This is a genomic window from Streptomyces sp. NPDC020490, assembly GCF_044335305.1.
In the GTDB taxonomy this organism is placed as follows: Bacteria; Actinomycetota; Actinomycetes; order Streptomycetales; family Streptomycetaceae; genus Streptomyces.
Map to the genome: position 1 here is coordinate 85,507 of NZ_JBIRUY010000010.1, position 16,951 is coordinate 102,457.

The 16,951-nt window shown below is 73.4% G+C and carries 15 protein-coding genes; 2 read left to right on the top strand and 13 right to left on the bottom strand.

The window, feature by feature from the left end:
- Positions 1–24: 24 nt before the first annotated feature.
- From groL to ACH4ZX_RS13195, 4 genes are all read right to left on the bottom strand, one after another.
- On the bottom strand, positions 25–1,650 hold the full coding sequence (gene groL / locus ACH4ZX_RS13180) for a chaperonin GroEL (RefSeq protein ID WP_398271698.1): 1,626 nt from the start codon (positions 1,648–1,650) through the stop codon (positions 25–27).
- A gap of 116 nt (positions 1,651–1,766) precedes the next feature.
- A complete protein-coding gene (groES, locus tag ACH4ZX_RS13185; RefSeq protein ID WP_055493212.1) occupies positions 1,767–2,075 on the bottom strand; it encodes a co-chaperone GroES in 309 nt (102 codons plus the stop codon).
- Between the two features lie 297 nt (positions 2,076–2,372).
- Entirely contained in the window at positions 2,373–3,254 is an 882-nt protein-coding gene (locus ACH4ZX_RS13190; RefSeq protein WP_398271856.1) for a polysaccharide deacetylase family protein, read from the bottom strand.
- A gap of 398 nt (positions 3,255–3,652) precedes the next feature.
- Positions 3,653–4,549: a polysaccharide deacetylase family protein gene (locus tag ACH4ZX_RS13195; protein WP_398271700.1), complete on the bottom strand. Its 897-nt coding sequence runs from the start codon at positions 4,547–4,549 to the stop codon at positions 3,653–3,655.
- Between the two features lie 135 nt (positions 4,550–4,684).
- Between ACH4ZX_RS13195 and ACH4ZX_RS13200 the strand changes: the two genes are divergently transcribed.
- A complete protein-coding gene (locus ACH4ZX_RS13200) occupies positions 4,685–5,851 on the top strand; it encodes a methyltransferase domain-containing protein (RefSeq protein WP_398271701.1) in 1,167 nt (388 codons plus the stop codon).
- A gap of 27 nt (positions 5,852–5,878) precedes the next feature.
- Here ACH4ZX_RS13200 and ACH4ZX_RS13205 read toward each other — a convergent pair whose 3' ends face one another.
- From ACH4ZX_RS13205 to ACH4ZX_RS13225, 5 genes are all read right to left on the bottom strand, one after another.
- Entirely contained in the window at positions 5,879–7,213 is a 1,335-nt protein-coding gene (locus ACH4ZX_RS13205) for an RNA polymerase sigma factor (protein ID WP_398271858.1), read from the bottom strand.
- A 230-nt stretch (positions 7,214–7,443) separates the two neighbouring features.
- Positions 7,444–7,800, bottom strand: a complete 357-nt coding sequence (locus ACH4ZX_RS13210; protein WP_398271702.1) for a YciI family protein — start codon at positions 7,798–7,800, stop codon at positions 7,444–7,446.
- Positions 7,801–7,982: 182 nt separating this feature from the next.
- Positions 7,983–9,041, bottom strand: a complete 1,059-nt coding sequence (locus ACH4ZX_RS13215) for an LCP family protein (RefSeq protein WP_398271703.1) — start codon at positions 9,039–9,041, stop codon at positions 7,983–7,985.
- A gap of 167 nt (positions 9,042–9,208) precedes the next feature.
- Entirely contained in the window at positions 9,209–10,555 is a 1,347-nt protein-coding gene (locus tag ACH4ZX_RS13220; RefSeq protein ID WP_398271705.1) for an endo-1,4-beta-xylanase, read from the bottom strand.
- A gap of 110 nt (positions 10,556–10,665) precedes the next feature.
- The gene (locus ACH4ZX_RS13225) at positions 10,666–11,718 is read right to left on the bottom strand and encodes a LacI family DNA-binding transcriptional regulator (protein WP_398271707.1); all 1,053 of its coding nucleotides are present in this window, start codon (positions 11,716–11,718) and stop codon (positions 10,666–10,668) included.
- A gap of 131 nt (positions 11,719–11,849) precedes the next feature.
- Here ACH4ZX_RS13225 and ACH4ZX_RS13230 point away from each other — a divergent pair, with 131 nt between their 5' ends.
- Positions 11,850–14,156: a glycoside hydrolase family 3 N-terminal domain-containing protein gene (locus ACH4ZX_RS13230; RefSeq protein ID WP_398271709.1), complete on the top strand. Its 2,307-nt coding sequence runs from the start codon at positions 11,850–11,852 to the stop codon at positions 14,154–14,156.
- Between the two features lie 150 nt (positions 14,157–14,306).
- Here ACH4ZX_RS13230 and ACH4ZX_RS13235 read toward each other — a convergent pair whose 3' ends face one another.
- The 4 genes from ACH4ZX_RS13235 to tsaB are packed head-to-tail and all read right to left on the bottom strand — an operon-like array spanning position 14,307 to position 16,846.
- Positions 14,307–14,570 carry a hypothetical protein gene (locus ACH4ZX_RS13235; RefSeq protein ID WP_398271710.1) on the bottom strand — a complete coding sequence of 88 codons (264 nt, stop codon included), beginning with the start codon at positions 14,568–14,570 and terminating at the stop codon, positions 14,307–14,309.
- On the bottom strand, positions 14,567–15,694 hold the full coding sequence (gene tsaD, locus ACH4ZX_RS13240; protein WP_398271712.1) for a tRNA (adenosine(37)-N6)-threonylcarbamoyltransferase complex transferase subunit TsaD: 1,128 nt from the start codon (positions 15,692–15,694) through the stop codon (positions 14,567–14,569). The genes ACH4ZX_RS13235 and tsaD overlap by 4 nt, the downstream gene beginning before the upstream one ends.
- The gene (gene rimI, locus ACH4ZX_RS13245) at positions 15,687–16,193 is read right to left on the bottom strand and encodes a ribosomal protein S18-alanine N-acetyltransferase (protein ID WP_398271714.1); all 507 of its coding nucleotides are present in this window, start codon (positions 16,191–16,193) and stop codon (positions 15,687–15,689) included. Before rimI ends, tsaD begins: the two co-directional genes overlap by 8 nt.
- Positions 16,190–16,846 carry a tRNA (adenosine(37)-N6)-threonylcarbamoyltransferase complex dimerization subunit type 1 TsaB gene (tsaB, locus tag ACH4ZX_RS13250; protein ID WP_324789154.1) on the bottom strand — a complete coding sequence of 219 codons (657 nt, stop codon included), beginning with the start codon at positions 16,844–16,846 and terminating at the stop codon, positions 16,190–16,192. The genes rimI and tsaB overlap by 4 nt, the downstream gene beginning before the upstream one ends.
- Positions 16,847–16,951: the final 105 nt, after the last annotated feature.

Below are 16,951 nucleotides of genomic sequence, written 5' to 3' on the forward strand. Positions count from 1 at the left end.
GGGCCTTCCTGTGAGCGGTGCGGCTCAGTGGCTGTGGCCGTGGCTGTGGCCCGCGGCGGCCGGCTCTTCCTCTTCCTTCTTCTCGACGACCAGGGTCTCGGTCGTCAGCAGGAGGGAGGCGATGGAGGCGGCGTTCTCCAGGGCGGAGCGGGTGACCTTCACCGGGTCGATGACCCCGGCCTTGACCAGGTCGCCGTACTCGCCGGTGGCGGCGTTGTAGCCGTTGCCCTTCTCCAGCTCCTTGACCTTGGAGACGATCACGTAGCCCTCGAGGCCCGCGTTCTCCGCGATCCAGCGCAGCGGCTCGACGACGGCGCGCGCGACGACGGAGACGCCGGTGGCCTCGTCGCCGGTCTTGTCGAGGTTGCCCTCGAGGACCTTGGCGGCGTGGACCAGCGCGGAGCCACCACCGGAGACGATGCCCTCCTCGACCGCGGCGCGGGTCGCGGAGATGGCGTCCTCCAGACGGTGCTTCTTCTCCTTCAGCTCCACCTCGGTGGCGGCGCCGACCTTGATCACGCACACGCCGCCGGCCAGCTTGGCGAGGCGCTCCTGGAGCTTCTCGCGGTCCCAGTCGGAGTCGGTGGTCTCGATCTCGGCCTTGATCTGGGCGACGCGGCCGTGGACGTCCTCGGACTTGCCGGCGCCGTCGACGAGGGTGGTGTCGTCCTTGGTGACCGTCACGCGGCGGGCGGAGCCCAGCACGTCCAGGCCGACCTGGTCGAGCTTGAGGCCGACCTCCTCGGAGACGACGGTGGCGCCGGTGAGGATCGCCATGTCCTGCAGCATCGCCTTGCGGCGGTCGCCGAAGCCGGGGGCCTTGACCGCGACCGCGTTGAAGGTGCCGCGGATCTTGTTGACCACCAGGGTCGACAGGGCCTCGCCCTCGACGTCCTCGGCGATGATCAGCAGCGGCTTGGAGGAGTTGGCCTGGATGACCTTCTCCAGCAGCGGCAGCAGGTCGGCGATCGCGGAGATCTTGCCCTGCGTGATCAGGATGTAGGGGTCGTCGAGGACGGCCTCCATGCGCTCCTGGTCGGTGACGAAGTACGGCGAGAGGTAGCCCTTGTCGAAGGCCATGCCCTCGGTGAAGTCCAGCTCCAGGCCGAAGGTGTTGGACTCCTCGACGGTGATGACGCCGTCCTTGCCGACCTTGTCCATCGCCTCGGCGATGAGCTCGCCGACCTGCTGGTCCTGGGCGGACAGCGCGGCGACGGCGGCGATGTCGGACTTCTCCGCGATCGGGCGGGCCGACGCCAGCAGGTCCTCGGAGACGGCGGCGACGGCGGCGTCGATGCCCTTCTTCAGGGCGGCGGGGGAGGCGCCGGCGGCCACGTTCTTCAGGCCCTCGCGGACCAGGGCCTGGGCCAGCACGGTGGCGGTGGTGGTGCCGTCACCCGCGATGTCGTTGGTCTTGGTCGCCACCTCCTTCACCAGCTGGGCGCCGAGGTTCTCGTACGGGTCCTCGATCTCGACCTCGCGGGCGATGGTGACGCCGTCGTTGGTGATGGTGGGAGCGCCGAACTTCTTGTCGATGACGACGTTGCGGCCCTTGGGGCCGATCGTCACCTTGACCGTGTCGGCAAGCTTGTTGACGCCGCGCTCGAGGGCGCGACGGGCGTCCTCGTCGAACTTCAGGATCTTCGCCATGACAGCGTGAGCCCTCTCGGAAATCTAGGTGAAAGAAACTGCGCCCCGGGCGCCCGGCTTCTTGTGTGGTCGCGGGGGCCAGGGGCGCAGCTAAGAGCGGAATGCTCGAGGTGGGACTACTTCTCGATGATCGCGAGGACGTCGCGAGCCGAGAGGACGAGGTACTCCTCGCCGTTGTACTTCACCTCGGTGCCGCCGTACTTGCTGTACAGCACGATGTCGCCGGTCTTGACGTCGAGCGGGAGACGCTCGCCGTTCTCGAAGCGGCCCGGGCCCACGGCCAGGACGACGCCCTCCTGGGGCTTCTCCTTGGCGGTGTCCGGAATGACCAGGCCAGAGGCCGTGGTCTGCTCGGCGTCCAGCGGCTGGACCACGATGCGGTCCTCGAGCGGCTTGATGGCAACCTTGGAGCTGGCGGTCGTCACGATCCGACCTCCCCCTTCGGAGATCTCACGGGGTTAACTGTCTGAGGTGGCGACCAGGTCGATCCGTCGTCGCGGGTGCCGGACCTGCCCGTCGCGTTGTTGGCACTCTCCAGGGGGGAGTGCCAGACCTGAGACTATGACCGTGATTAGCACTCGGTCAAGCGGAGTGCCAATCACCGCGGCGCGTCGGCCGGGGTTCCGCGCCGCAAGGAGGACTGCGCGGGGTCGCGCGGCGGCTGCGCAGGACCGTACGCGGCCGTACGGCGGACCCGGGGCCTGCCGACTGACTTGGCGGCGTCAGACGTAGTCCTCCAGCCGCGCCACCCTCAGCCCCCGGCCGCGTGCCTCCCGCAGCAGCCGCGCCGTCCGCTCCCCGACCGTCGGTCCCGTGCCCTCGCCCGCGGCCACGGCCACGATGTCGCCGGGGCCGAGGCGGTGCTCGCCGCCCGCGTACGTCAGTTCGCCGTCCCCCGTCATCGCCGCCCGCCACAGCACGACCGCCGAGATGCCGCAGTCCGCCGCGGCGCGCAGGGTCGTCGCGTCGTACGTGCCGTAGGGCGGGCGGAAGAGGCGGGGGCGGACGCCGAGGCGAGCGGTGAGCTTGTCCTGCTGGCCGCAGATCTCGGCGCGCTGACCGACGTAGGGCAGGCCGCGCAGGGCGAGGTGGTCGAGGGTGTGGTTCTGCAGGCTCACTCCGACCGACCGCAGGCGCGCGAGGTGGGCGTAGCCCGGGCCGGCGACCCGGTCGGTGAGGAAGATGCTGACGGGCAGGCGCAGTGTGCGGACCGTCTCGGCGAAGCGGGGGTCCGTCTCCGCGCCGTCGTCGTAGGTGAGGAAGACGACCTTGTCGCGGGTGGGGACGCGGAAGAGCACCCGCGGCAGGCCCCGGTCCGCCGCGGGGGCGGCCGGAACCCGGGACGGATTCGGGGCCGCGTGGCCCCGGCGGCGGGGCGACGGCCGCCCGGGCGCGGGATCGCTGCCGCGGGGCGACGGCCGCCCGGGGGCGAGGTCCCGGCCGCGGGGCGACGGCCGCCCGGGGGCGAGGTCCCGGCCGCAGGACGACGACTGCCCGGCGACCGGAAGACCGGCAGCCGGAAGACCGGCGGCCGGAAGACCGGCGGCCGGATGACCGCCGTCGTACGGCGGCCGCCCGGCAGCCCTGTCTCCGGCGCCGACCAGCCGGTGCCCGACACCTTCGTCCCCCGCGCCACGCGGCCGACGCCCGACACCCTCGTCCCCCGCGCCACGCGGCCGACGCCCGGCGACCCCCTCCCCGGCCCCGCACGGCCGGCGCCCCGCGCCCCTGTCCCCCGTACCGCGCAGCCGCTGCCCAGGACCCCCGTCCCCGTCCTCGACCCCGCCGTGCGCCCGGTGCCCGACGGACGTGTCCCCCGTGGCGTGCGGCGGCCGGCCGGCGGTCGCCGTGCCGTGCGGCGACTGCCCCGCCGTCGCCGCACCGTGCGGACCCATTCGCCGGGCCGCCTTCTCGCCGAGCCGTTGGATGGGGTCGACGGACGGGGCGCAGCCGGTGAGCAGGAGGGTGGCCGCCAGCGCACCGGCCGCCAGGCGGCGCCGCCTCACAGGTAGTCCTCCAGCCGGGCCACCGCGTATCCCTGGACGGTGACCTTGTCCAGGAAGCGGCGGAGCATGTCGGGCATGGTGCCCTTCCACTGCCCGCGGCCCCGGAAGTGGGTCAGGACGATGTCGCCGGGGTGCAGGAAGCGGTCGTCCCGGTACTCCCAGTGGTCGACGAAGACCTCCTCGTCCCAGATGGGCGCGTACCGGATGCCGCAGGCCTTGGCGGCGAGCAGGGTGTCCTGGTTGTAGCTGCCGTAGGGCGGGCGGAAGAGGCGGGGGCGGACGCCGTAACGCTCCTCGATCACGTCCTGCATGCCGCAGATCTCGCGCTTCTGCTCCTTGTAGGACAGGCCGCGGAGGTAGGGGTGGTTGAGGGTGTGGTTGTTCAGCGTCACTCCGTCGTGCCGCATCTTGCCGAAGTAGCCGTAGTCGTCCCGGATCAGGAAGTCGCTGAGGAAGGCGGTGTACGGGATCTTCAGCTCGCGCGTCATCCGCAGGAACGCCGGGTCCTTCTCGGCGCCGTCGTCGATGGTGAGGAAGACGACCTTCTGCTCGGTGGGGACGGTGGTGAAGACCGGGGGCAGGTCCAGTTCGCGCTGCCCGTCGACCTCGAAGCCCTTGCGGGCGGTGATCACCGGCTTCTTCGCGGGCGGCGGCGGGGCGGTCAGCGGCACCTTCGCCAGGCCCCAGCGTCTGGCCGCCGCGGCCCGGGCGACGGCCGCGGCGCGCAGCCGCGCGGCGTACGCCTCCAGGGCGCGGGCCGGGGCCGCCTTCAGGGGCGGCTGGCCGGCGGCCGGGGTCACCTCGGCCGAATCCACCTCGGAGGCGTCGCCCTGCGCACAGCCGGAGGCGATGGCGGCCGCGGCGAGCAGGGCGGCCCCGCAGCGGACCCGCATCCGGAACGATGCCCTATTTTTATCGTTTTGTCGTACTGCTCGCATGATGCCGGATCCTCGCAGCCCCCGTCCCGCGTCCCGGCCCGACACCGCGGCCGGCGGCACACCATCCACCGACTGGCCCACAATGAGCCGGTGAACGACCTCGCCTGCCTCCTCACCCCCGAAGGCCGCGCCCTCCTCGAAGAGGTGCGCGACACCGCCCCGGCCGACGAACTCGCCGTCGCCACCCGGCTGCGCCGCGAGCACCCCGCCGAACTGGTGTCGGCGGCGCTCGGGCAGGCGCGGCTGCGGCAGCGGGCGGCGGCGAAGTTCGGGGCGGCGGACGCGCGGCGGATGTTCTTCACGCCGAACGGGGTCGAGCAGTCGACCCGGGCGAGCGTGGCGGCGTACCGGGCCGGGCGGCTGCGGGAACTGGGCGTGACCTCGGTGGCCGACCTGTGCTGCGGGATCGGCGGGGACGCGGTCGCGCTGGCGCGGGCCGGCATCAGGGTGCTCGCCGTGGACCGCGACCCGGTGACGGCGGCCGCAGCGCGCGCGAACGCCGAAGCGCTCGGGCTGGCGGAGCTGATCGAGGTGCGCCAGGCCGACGTGACCGAGGTGGACACGGCCGGCTGGGACGCCGTGTTCGTCGACCCCGCCCGGCGCGGCGGACGCGGCCGCGTCTTCGACCCGGAGGCCTACTCGCCCCCGCTCTCGTGGGCGGTCGGCGCGGCCCGCACGGCGCCGCACGCCGCCCTCAAGGTCGCGCCCGGCATCCCGCACGAGGCGGTGCCCGCCGACGCCGAGGCCGAGTGGATCTCCGACGGCGGGGACGTGAAGGAGGCCGTGCTGTGGTTCGGGACCGCGCCGGGCGCGGTGCGCGCGACGCTGCTGCCGGGCCCCCGCACGCTGCACGGCAGGGGCCTGCCCGATCCCCCGGTCCGCGCCGTCGGCCGGTACCTGTACGAGCCCGACGGGGCCGTCATCCGCGCCCACCTGGTCGCCGAGGTGGCCGAGGAACTGGACGGCGGCCTGATCGACCCGACCATCGCCTACGTCACCGCCGACCGCCTGCGGCCCACGCCGTACGCCGTGCCGTACGAGATCACCGACCGGCTGCCCTTCAACGTGAAGAAGTTGAAGGCGCTGCTGCGGGAGCGGGAGGTCGGGACGCTGACCGTGAAGAAGCGCGGGTCGGCGGTGGAGCCGGAGGAGCTGCGCCGGAAGGTCAAGCCGCAGGGGCCGAACGCGGCGACCGTGTTCCTGACGCGGGTCGCAGGGGCGCCGACGATGCTGATCGGAGCGCCCACGCGGCCTTAGAGCTCCGGCCGGAAGCGCCGTGGGACCTCAGGCGCCGGGGAGGGACTTGAGCCGGTCCAGCAGCAGTTGCCGCTCGCGGGCGTTGCGCGTCAGCCCGGCCGCCCGCGCCAGTTCCTCGCCCGCCTCCGCCGTGCGTCCCAGGCGGGCCAGCAGGTCACCGCGCACGCTGGGCAGCAGGTGGTAGTCGCGCAGGGCGGGCTCGGCGGCGAGGGCGTCGACGATCTCCAGCGCCTTCGCCGGGCCCTCGGCCATGGACACGGCCACCGCGCGGTTGAGCTCGACGACCGGGGACGGGGCGCGGGCGGCCAGCAGCCCGTACAGGGTGGCGATGCTCGCCCAGTCGGTCTCCTCGTAGGAGTGGGCGTGCGCGTGGCAGGCGGCGATGGCGGCCTGGAGGGCGTAGGGGCCCGGGGCGCCGGACGTGGAGGCGGACGTGGAGGCGGACGTGGAGGCGGACGTGGAGGCGGCCCCGGCGCGGTCGAGGGCGGCGATGCCGCGGGCGATGAGCATGCGGTTCCAGCGGCGGCGGTTCTGGTCCTTCAGCAGCACGGGTTCGCCGTCCGGGCCGGTGCGGGCGGCCGTGCGGGACGCCTGGAACTCCAGCAGCGCGGTCAGGCCGTGCACCTCGGGTTCCCCGGGCATCAGCTGCGACAGCACGCGGGCCAGCCGCAGCGCGTCCTCGCACAGGGCGGGACGCAGCCAGTCGTCGCCGGCCGTGGCGGCGTACCCCTCGTTGAAGACGAGGTAGACGACGTCGAGGACCGGCCCGAGCCGGGCCGCGCGCTCCGGCCCGTACGGCACCTCGAAGGCGACGTTCTTCGCGGCCAGCGTCCGCTTGGCGCGCACGATCCGCTGGGCGATCGTCGGCTCCGGGGTGAGGAACGCACGGGCGATCTCGGCCGTGGTCAGGCCGCCGAGCAGGCGCAGGGTCAGCGCGATGCGGGCCTCGGCGGACAGCACCGGGTGACAGGCGGTGAACACCAGCCGCAGCAGGTCGTCGTCGATGTCGTCGGGGTCGGCGGGCTCCTCGAACGGCGCCGTCGTCTCCAGGTCCCGCCCGATCTCGCGCAGCTTGCGGGCGTAGGTCTCCCGGCGCCGGACCAGGTCGACGGCGCGGTGCCGGGCGGTGGCCATGAGCCAGGCGCCCGGGTTGTCGGGCACCCCGTCCCGCGGCCACTGCTCCAGCGCGGCGACCAGCGCGTCCTGCGCGAGTTCCTCGGCGATGCCGACGTCGCGGACGATGCGGGCGACGCCCGCGATGACGCGCGGGGACTCGATGCGGAAGACGGTGTCGATGGCCTGGCGCGTGTCGGCGGCCTGACGGGGGTCGATGGCCTGGCGGGGGTCGGCGGCCTGACGCATGTCGGCGGCCTGACGGGGGTCGATGGCCTGACGGGGGTCGATGGCCTGACGGGGGTCGGCGGCCTGACGCGTGTCGGCGGCCTGGCGGGGGTCGATGGCCTGACGGGGGTCGGTGGCCTGGTGGGGATCGGCGACCCGGTGGATGTCGGCGGCCCGGCGGGGGCCGGCGGTGGGCTGCGGTGTCACAACCCACCATCGAACACCCCGCGGCGGCCGGAGGCCAGGAGGAATCAGCCCTCCGCGATCTCGCGCACCTCGCAGGTCACCTGCCACTCCGGGCCGTGGACCTTGAGGAACCGCGACGCCCACTCCAGCGCCTCGGCCTTGTCCTTGCACTGCATGATCGCGTAGCCGCCGATCACCTCCTTGGTCTCGGTGAACGGCCCGTCGGTGACGGAGGTCTTCTGACCGTCCCAGTGCACCCGGGTGCCCTGCGCCGACGGCGTCAGCCCGGCGGTGTCCAGCATCACCCCGGCCTTGGTGATCTCCTCGATCAGCTCCCCCATCCGCTGCATCAGCTCGGGGCTGGGGCCCTCGGCGGGCGCGGAGTTCTCGTCGATCCGGACCAGTGACATGAAGCGGGGCATGGTGACTCCTCGGTCGTTCGGTCTCCGGGCCGGTTCCTTCGGGTTCCTTCGGGTTCCTTCGTTTCCGGCCTCTCACCCAGTGCGTCGAACGAACGACGGCCGGATCGACAGGCGCGCCGGATTTCTTCGAAGATTTTTTTCGGAGATTTTTTCCGGCCCGCGTGCGGAGGCCGTGACGGCGGTCAGCGCAGCGACGCCCACAGGTCTCGGGCCGCCGGCTGCCGGGCCACCACCCGGTTGGGGTCCGACGGCGCGGCGACCACTGGCATCGTCACCGTCCTCACGTCGTCCGCCGTCAGGTTCCGCAGGCTGCGGCCGAGGCCGGCCAGTTCGCTCAGCGAGTCCAGGCCGGTGTCGGTGGTCAGGCTGCCGGTCACCGCCTCGGCCACCGCGTAGAGCCTGCCGGGGTCGGTGAGCAGGCCGACGGAGGAGATCTGTGCCAGCAGGGCCTTCACCAGCTCCTGCTGGAGCCCTATGCGGCCCAGGTCGCTGCCGTCGCCTATGCCGTGCCGGGTGCGGGCGAGCGCGAGGGCCTGCTCGCCGTTCAGGTGGTGGGTGCCGGCCTGGAGGGTCAGGTGGCTGTCCTCGTCGTCGATGTCCTCGTCCGTGGTGACCGTGACGCCGCCGAGCGCGTCCACCAGCTTCGCGAAGCCGGCGAAGTCGATCTCCAGGTAGTGGTCCATGCGGACGTCCGTGAGCGACTCGGCCGTCTTCACCGCGCACACCGGCCCGCCGAGCGAATACGCGCTGTTGAACATGGAGTTGTAGGCCACCGCCGTGGAACCGCCGCCGCGGAGCGGACACGACGGTCGGGTGACGAGGGTGTCGCGCGGGATGCTGACGACGGTGGCGCGGGCACGGCCGGCGTCGAGGTGCACGACCATCGCCGTGTCGGACCGGGCGCCGGAGCTGCTGCCCCCGCCGAGTTCCCGGTTCTCCTTGCCGCTGCGCGAGTCCGAACCGAGGACCAGGATGTTCAGCGCGCCGCTGGGCAGCGGCGAGGCGGCGACGGAGACGGACCCGGAGGGAGACGGTGTCGTCACAACCCCGGCCGGCCGGCTGCCGCCGAGCGCGCTGTCGATGTCGACGCTCTTGATGTTGTCGTCGAGGTGCAGGTACGCCCAGCCCGCCGCCGCGACGCCCAGCACGAGCGTGGCGGCCAGGACGAGGCCGACGGCCCTCAGCGCTCTCGGCCGTCGGCCTCCGGTTCCGCCCGCGTCGGCGTTCTCGTGTCCGGTCACGGGCAGGACGGTAAGTCCGCAGGATTAGGGGATGGTTAGAGGAACGGTGCGGGACGGTTTTCTTCGGAGAATCTCACGTTTCCCAGCCCCGCCCAGCCCTCGCCCGGCCCTCGCCCGGCCCTCGCGCAGCCCCGCTCGTCCCCGCGCATCCCCGCTCGTCCCCTGGCTCAGCCCAGTGTCACCGTGGGCACCGGATTGCTGCCGCTCCAGGACCCGTTGAACCCGAAGGTCACCGAACCGCCGTCCGGCACCGTGCCGTTGTAGGAGGCGTTGGCGCATGTCACCGCCGCCCCGGACTGGGTGCAGGTGGCGTTCCACGCCTGGGTGACCTGCTGGCCCGCGCCGTACGTCCAGTTCACCTTCCAGGACGACAGGGACGCCCCGGAGCACGCGATCCGCACCTCTCCCGTGAACCCGGTGCTCCACTGGTTGGTCACGCTGTACGCCGCCGTGCAGCCGTCCGTGGACGGCGGCGGGGTGGTCGTGCCGCCGAGCGCCTCCGCAATGCCGTAGTACGCGGGCTTGGGCGCGTAGTTGTCGTCGTACGGCGTCGCCGCCCCATAGCCGGGGAACGTGCTCGGCACCCAGGAGTCGGAGTCGGCGAAGCCCCAGACGGTGACGTTGACGCAGCGGGCGACGGCCACGCAGGCGGCGACGACCGACTTGTAGTCGGCGGCCTGCTGGGCCAGCTTGGCGCTGTCCGCCGGGAGGGCCATGCGCACGTCCAGCTCGGTGATCGCCACGTCGACGCCGAGGTCGGCGAAGCGCTGGATGTTCTGCTGGAGCGTCGAGGGGACCTGGCCGAGGATCAGATGGGCCTGGAGCCCGACGCCGTCGATCGGCACGCCGCGGTCCTTCAGCGACTTCACCAGGTTGTACAGGGCGGTGGACTTCGCGTTGACGCCCTCGACGTTGTAGTCGTTGATGTACAGCTTGGCGGCCGGGTCGGCGGCGTGTGCCCAGGTGAGGGCGTTGGCTATGTAGTCGGCGCCCAGGCCGTTGTACCAGAGGGTGGAGCGGTAGGTGCCGTCCTCGTTGAAGGGCTCGTTGACGACGTCCCAGGCGGCGATCCGTCCCTTGTAGCGGCCGACCTCGGTGCTGATGTGGTTCTGCAGCAGGCTGCTGAGCTGGGCGGAGGTCCAGGAGCCGTTCGTCAGCCAGCTCGGGTTCTGGTTGTGCCAGACCAGGGTGTGGCCGCGCACCTGCTGGCCGTGCGCCTCGGCGAAGGCGACGATCTGGTCGGCCTCGGTCCAGTTGAAGCTGCCTTGGGTCGGCTCGACCGACCCCCATTTCATGGCGTTGCCGGGGGTGAGCGAGCTGAACTGGGCGCCCGCGATGTCGCCGTAGGTGCCGGTGAGCTTGGAGCCGGTGACCGCCGTGCCGACGATCTTGCCCTTGGCGGCGGCGAGGTCGCGCAGCGGGGTGTCGGCGGCGTGCGCCGCGGGCGCCGTGAACAGCATCAGCGCGCCGGTGACCAGTGATGCCAGGGATAAAGCCGTTCTCAAAGATCTCATTGCCAGGACCTCCGAAAGTTTCGGCCGTGCAACCGATTGACTTCGGAGAGTGTCGGACGGCCCGCCACACCCGTCAATACAGCAACAGGCTCCTCTCGCCCCGACAGGCCCTAAACCTCCGGCGGCGCCGCCGTGCTGCTGCGCACCACCAGGCTCGTCGCGAGTTCCACCCGGGTGGCCACCGGGGCATGGTCCTCGCGGCCGAGGTCGAGGACCAGCCGGGCCGCCGTCTCGGCCATCTCCGTCAGCGGCTGCCGTACGGTCGTCAGCGGCGGGCCCACCCAGCGGGCGACCGGCAGGTCGTCGAACCCGACCACGCTCAGGTCCTCCGGGATCCGCAGCCCGAGCTCGCGGGCGGCCTCGTACAGCCCGAGCGCCTGGAGGTCGTTGCCGGCGAACACGGCGGTCGGCCGGTCCGGGCGGCGCAGCAGCCGCAGCCCCTGCCGGTAGCCGGTCTCGTGGCGGAAGTCGCCGGGCGCGATCATCGACGTATCGACCGGGAGCCCGGCGGTCTCCAGGGCCGCCCGGTAGCCGTCGACGCGGGCGCGGCTGCACATGATGCGGGACGGTCCGCTGATCGCGCCGATGCGGGTGTGGCCGAGCTCGACCAGGTGGCGGGTGGCGGCCAGCCCGCCCTGCCAGTTGGTGGCGCCGATCGACGGCACGTCGACGCCCGGGTCGCCCGCCGGGTCCACCACGACGAACGGGATGGAGCGGCTGGTCAGCAGGGCGCGCTGGGAGTCGTCGAGGCCGGACAGCACCAGGATCACGCCGTGCGGCCGGCGCGCGGCGACCTGGTCGGCCCAGGTGCGGCCGGGGGTGAGCCGGCCGGCGCTCTCGCTCAGCACCACGCTCAGGCCGGCGTCCCGGGCGACGTTCTCCACGCCCCGGATGACCTCCATCGCCCAGGCGCTCTCCAGCTCGTGGAAGACCAGGTCGATCAGGGGCGAGCGGCTGGTCTCGGCGCGCCGGCGCCGGTAGCCGTGCACGCGCAGCAGTTCCTCCACGCGGCTGCGGGTGGCCGGGGCCACGTCCGCACGTCCGTTGAGGACCTTCGAAACAGTCGGCGCGGACACGCCGGCCTCACGGGCGATCTCGGCGAGCGTCGCGCTCTGCGCCGACCGCCCCGCCGTCCGCGTTTCCTGGGGCTCCGGAGGGGTCATGGCGGCGATCGTATCCCTGCGCCCCCTCTTGACGAACCTTTCGTCACCGGCCTAGGTTCCGGAACATTCGATATACCTACCGAAACATTCGCGAGAGGGCCGCACCCCGCCTCGACAAGAGCAGGAGTTTCATGACCACCGCCCCCTGGCGTGACCCCGCCCTGCCCGCCGCCGCCCGCGTCGACGACCTCCTCTCCCGGATGACCCTGGAGGAGAAGACCGCCCAGTTGTACGGGGTGTGGGTGGGCGCCGCCACGGACGGCGACGGAGTCGCCCCCCTGCAGAGCGAGATGGCCGCCGACTACGACTACGACGAGCTGATCAACCACGGCCTGGGCCAGCTCACGCGCTCCTACGGCACCGCCCCGGTGGACCCGGCGCTGGGCGCGCAGGCGCTGGCAAGCGCCCAGCGGCGGATCGCCGCGGCCGGCCGCTTCGGCATTCCGGCCGTCGCCCACGAGGAGTGCCTGGCCGGCTTCACGGCCTGGGGCGCCACGGCCTACCCCGTCCCGCTGGCCTGGGGCGCCACCTTCGACCCCGGCCTGGTCGAGGAGATGGCCCGGCGCATCGGGCACGACCTGCGGGCGGCCGGCGTCCACCAGGGCCTCGCCCCGGTGCTGGACGTCGTACGCGATCCGCGCTGGGGGCGGGTGGAGGAGACGATCGGCGAGGACCCCTACCTGGTCGGCACCATCGGCACCGCCTACGTGCGCGGCCTGGAGTCGGCCGGCGTCATCGCCACCCTCAAGCACTTCGCCGGGTACGCGTCCTCGGCCGGCGCCCGCAACCTCGCTCCCGTGCGGGCGGGCGTGCGCGAGTTCGCCGACGTGACGCTGCCGCCGTTCGAGATGGCGCTGCGCGAGGGCGGGGCCCGCTCGGTGATGGCCGCGTACACCGACACCGACGGCATCCCGGCCTCCGCGGACCCCGCCCTGCTGACCGGGCTGCTGCGGGAGGAGTGGGGCTTCACCGGCACGGTGGTCGCCGACTACTTCGGCATCGCCTTCCTGCAGACCCTGCACCGCGTCGCGGGCTCCCCCGCCGAGGCGGCGCACGCGGCCCTGACCGCCGGGATCGACGTGGAGCTGCCCTCGCTGAACTGCTACGGCAGACCGCTGCTGGAGGCCGTCCGGACGGGCGAGGTCCCCGAGTCCCTGGTGGACCGGGCGGCCCGCCGGGTGCTGCTGCAGAAGTGCGAACTGGGCCTGCTGGACGAGGACTGGGACCCGGAGCCGGCCACGGCGCTCGACCTGGACTCCGCGGCCAACCGGGACGTGGCCGGCCGGCTCGCCCAGGAGTCGGTGGTGCTGCTGGACAACCCCGACGGGCTGCTGCCGCTGGCGCCCGACACCCGGATCGCGGTGGTGGGCCCGAGGGCGGCGGACGCGCTGGCGATGCTCGGCTGCTACTCCTTCCCCTCGCACGTCCTGCCCCGGCACCCCGAGGTGCCCATGGGCATCGACATCCCGACCGTGCTGGACGCGCTGCGCACCGAACTCCCCGACGCCAAGGTCACGTTCGCGGAGGGCTGCGGGGTGTCCGACCCGGACGCCTCCGGTTTCGAGGAGGCGGTGGCCCGCGCGTCGGAGGCGGACGTGTGCGTGGCGGTCCTCGGCGACCGGGCGGGCCTGTTCGGCCGGGGCACCTCGGGCGAGGGCTGCGACGTGACCGACCTGCGGCTGCCGGGCGTGCAGGGCGAGCTGCTGGACCGCCTGGTCGCCACCGGGGTGCCGGTGGTGCTGGTGCTGCTGACCGGCCGGCCCTACGCCCTGGGCCGCTGGCAGGGCCGGCTGGGCGCCGTCGTGCAGGCCTTCTTCCCGGGCGAGGAGGGCGGGCCCGCGGTGGCCGGGGTGCTGTCGGGCCGCGTCAGCCCCTCCGGCCGCCTTCCGGTGAGCGTGCCGCGCGAGCCCGGCGGCCAGCCCTGGACCTACCTCCAGCCGCCGCTCGGCCTCGCGGGCGAGGTCAGCAACCTGGACCCGACCCCGCTGTACGCCTTCGGCCACGGGCGCTCGTACACGACGTTCGCGTGGGAGGACTTCACGGGCACCACGCCCGGGATCACCACGGACGGCTCCTGCGACCTGTCGCTGACCGTCCGCAACACCGGCGACCGGGCCGGTGCGGAGGTGGTGCAGCTGTACCTGCACGACCCGGTGGCCTCGGTGACCCGGCCGGACGTGCGCCTGATCGGCTACCGGCGGCTGGAGCTGGAGCCGGGCGCGGCGGCCCGCGTCACCTTCCGCTTCCACGCGGACCTGTCGGCGTTCACCGACCGCTCCGGCACACGGGTGGTCGAACCGGGCGCCCTGGAACTGCGGCTGGCGGCGTCCAGCGCGGAGGTCCGCCACACGGCACGCCTCAGGCTGACCGGCCCGGTCCGGCCGCTCGGCCCGGACCGGCGGCTGCGCTGCGAGACGGAGGTGTCACCGGCGGAGTGACCCGGGGAGCCCCGGAGTGACCCGGGGAGCCCCGGAGTGCCCCGGGGAGCCCCGGAGTGCCCCGGGGAGCCCAGGGGTGACCCGGGGAGGCCACGGGTGAGGTGACCCGGGGGGCCAGGGGTGACCCGCCCGCCTCGGAGCTTCGGGCTCCTACTCCGCCCCCACCGACTCGAACCGCCACCGGTGCACCGCCCGGGTGACCAACTCGGCGTCCGGCTCCGGCAGTTCGGGAAGATCGGCGTCGAGGGCCGCATCCCACCAGGTGATGACGAGGACGCGGTCCTGTGGGGCGCGGAAGGTCTCCCGGCGCAGGGGGCGGGGCCGGTCCGGGAGTTCCTGGGCCCGTGCCCAGGCGAGCAGTTCCGCGCCGCGCCCCGCGGCGGCCCTTGCCTCCCACATCAGCGCGACGGTCACGAGTACAGGTTCCCCTTGGCGGTCTCGTGCACGTGATCGTGGCCGTGACTGTGGCCGTGACTGTGGCTGTTGCCGTTGCCGTTGCCGGGGACGTGCGGGTCGGTCACCGGCAGCGAGGAGTCGGCCGACAGGTCCCAGCCGGACGCCGGCCGGTTCCGGGCCACCATCTCCGCGCCGAGCGCCGCCACCATCGCCCCGTTGTCCGTGCACAGCTTCGGCCGCGGCACCCTGAGCCGGATCCCCGCCGCCTCGCAGCGCGCCTGCGCCAGCGCCCGCAGCCGGGAGTTGGCGGCCACGCCGCCGCCGATCATCAGGTGGTCCACGCCCTCGTCCTTGCACGCCCGCACGGCCTTGCGGGTGAGCACGTCGACGACCGCCTCCTGGAAGGAGGCCGCCACGTCCCGCACCGGCACCTCCTCGCCCGCGGCCCGCTTGGCCTCGATCCAGCGGGCGACGGCCGTCTTCAGGCCGGAGAAGGAGAAGTCGTACGCCGGGTCGCGCGGGCCGGTCAGGCCGCGCGGGAACGCGATCGCGTCCGGGTCGCCCTCCCGCGCGTACCGGTCGATGACCGGGCCGCCGGGGAAGCCGAGGTCCAGCACGCGGGCGATCTTGTCGAAGGCCTCGCCGGCCGCGTCGTCGATGGTCGCGCCCAGCGGCCGGACGTCGGAGGTGATGTCACCCGACAGCAGCAGGGACGAGTGCCCGCCGCTGACCAGCAGCGCCATCGTCGGCTCCGGCAGCGGGCCGTGCTCCAGCTGGTCGACGCAGATGTGCGAGGCGAGGTGGTTGACGCCGTACAGCGGCTTGCCGAGGGCGTAGGCGTACGCCTTCGCCGCCGAGACGCCGACCAGCAGGGCGCCCGCCAGCCCCGGGCCCGCGGTGACCGCGACGCCGTCCAGGTCGCGGGCGCTGACCCCGGCGTCCTTCAGCGCGCGGTCGATGGTCGGCACCATCGCCTCCAGGTGCGCGCGGGAGGCCACCTCCGGCACGACGCCGCCGAAGCGGGCGTGCTCGTCGACGCTGGAGGCGACGGCGTCGGCCAGCAGGGTGGTGCCGCGGACGATGCCGACGCCGGTCTCGTCGCAGGAGGTCTCGATGCCGAGGACGAGTGGTTCGTCAGCCATTGATCTCGGTTCCTTGTACGGAGGTGGAAGGGTCGGTCAGGCGCATCACCAGGGCGTCGACGTTGCCCGGCTGGTAGTAGCCCCGCCGGAACCCGATGGCCTCGAAGCCGAAGCGCTCGTACAGCTTCTGGGCGCGGGTGTTGTCGATCCGGCACTCCAGCATCACCTCGGAGCACTCGAACGCGGTCGCCGCCCGCAGCAGCTCGGTCAGCAGGCGTCCGCCGAGCCCGGTGCCCTGGTGGTCGCGGGCGACGGCGACGGTCTGGACGTCGGCGAGGTCGCCGGAGGCGGCGAGCCCGGCGTACCCGACGATCCGGCCGCCGGCCTCGGCGACGAGGTAGCGGCGCGTCGCCTCGGGGCCGCGCGCGTGGGCCAGTTCGGACCAGAACATGCCCCGGGACCAGGCGTCCTCGGGGAACAGGTCCTTCTCCAGCTCCAGCACGGGGTCGATGTCCCACCAGCGCATCTCGCGCAGTCGGGGGGTCTCGGGTTTGGTCACTTGGGGGTGACCACCTTGTAGTTCTTGGGGACCTGGGCGTCGGGCCGGCGCAGGTACAGCGGCCGCGGCGCGGGCAGTTCCGTGCCGGCGGCGAGCCGCTCGGCGGCCAGCGAGGCCAGGGCGGCGGCCGACACGTGCTCGGGCTCGTGCGCCCGGGGGAAGGTGTCCGGGTACAGCAGCGCGCCCGCGCCGACGGCCGGCAGCCCGGCGACCCGGTCGGCGATGTCGGCGGGCCGGTCGACGGCCGGGCCGGTCAGGCGGGTACGGGAGTCGGCGTAGGTCGCCCAGTAGACCTCCTTGCGCCGGGCGTCCGTCGCCACGACGAAGGGGCCCTCCTCGATGTCCGCCGCGTACGCGAGGCCGTCGAGCGTGCACACGCCGTGCACCGGGACGCCGAGCACGAGCCCGAAGGTGTCCGCGGTCATCAGGCCGACCCGCAGCCCGGTGTAGGGGCCGGGGCCGACGCCGACGACGATGCCGGTGACAGCGTCGATCTTCAGTCCGGCCTCGGCGAGCAGCCGGTCGACGGCCGGCAGCAGCAGCTCTCCGTGCCGGCGCGCGTCCACCTGGGTGGAGGAGGCGATGACGTCCGTTCCGTCGTGCAGGGCGACGGTCACGGCGGGGGTGGCGGTATCCAGAGCGAGCAAGAGCACGCAAACAGCCTACGGCTCCCGCGGCGCGCGCACGGCCGCCCGGTCCGGGCGCACGGGGGCTGCTACGGTCGCCCGGAAGCACGACGTACGACACGACGGCTGAGG

Bases quoted from the DNA above. Each gene is read 5' to 3' on its own strand.
- groL (WP_398271698.1), bottom strand. From the start codon at position 1,650: ATGGCGAAGATCCTGAAGTTCGACGAGGACGCCCGTCGCGCCCTCGAG.
- ACH4ZX_RS13195 (WP_398271700.1), bottom strand. From the start codon at position 4,549: ATGCGGGTCCGCTGCGGGGCCGCCCTGCTCGCCGCGGCCGCCATCGCC.
- ACH4ZX_RS13205 (WP_398271858.1), bottom strand. From the start codon at position 7,213: ATGCGTCAGGCCGCCGACCCCCGCCAGGCCATCGACCCCCGTCAGGCC.
- ACH4ZX_RS13210 (WP_398271702.1), bottom strand. From the start codon at position 7,800: ATGCCCCGCTTCATGTCACTGGTCCGGATCGACGAGAACTCCGCGCCC.
- ACH4ZX_RS13220 (WP_398271705.1), bottom strand. From the start codon at position 10,555: ATGAGATCTTTGAGAACGGCTTTATCCCTGGCATCACTGGTCACCGGC.
- ACH4ZX_RS13225 (WP_398271707.1), bottom strand. From the start codon at position 11,718: ATGACCCCTCCGGAGCCCCAGGAAACGCGGACGGCGGGGCGGTCGGCG.
- ACH4ZX_RS13230 (WP_398271709.1), top strand. From the start codon at position 11,850: ATGACCACCGCCCCCTGGCGTGACCCCGCCCTGCCCGCCGCCGCCCGC.
- tsaD (WP_398271712.1), bottom strand. From the start codon at position 15,694: ATGGCTGACGAACCACTCGTCCTCGGCATCGAGACCTCCTGCGACGAG.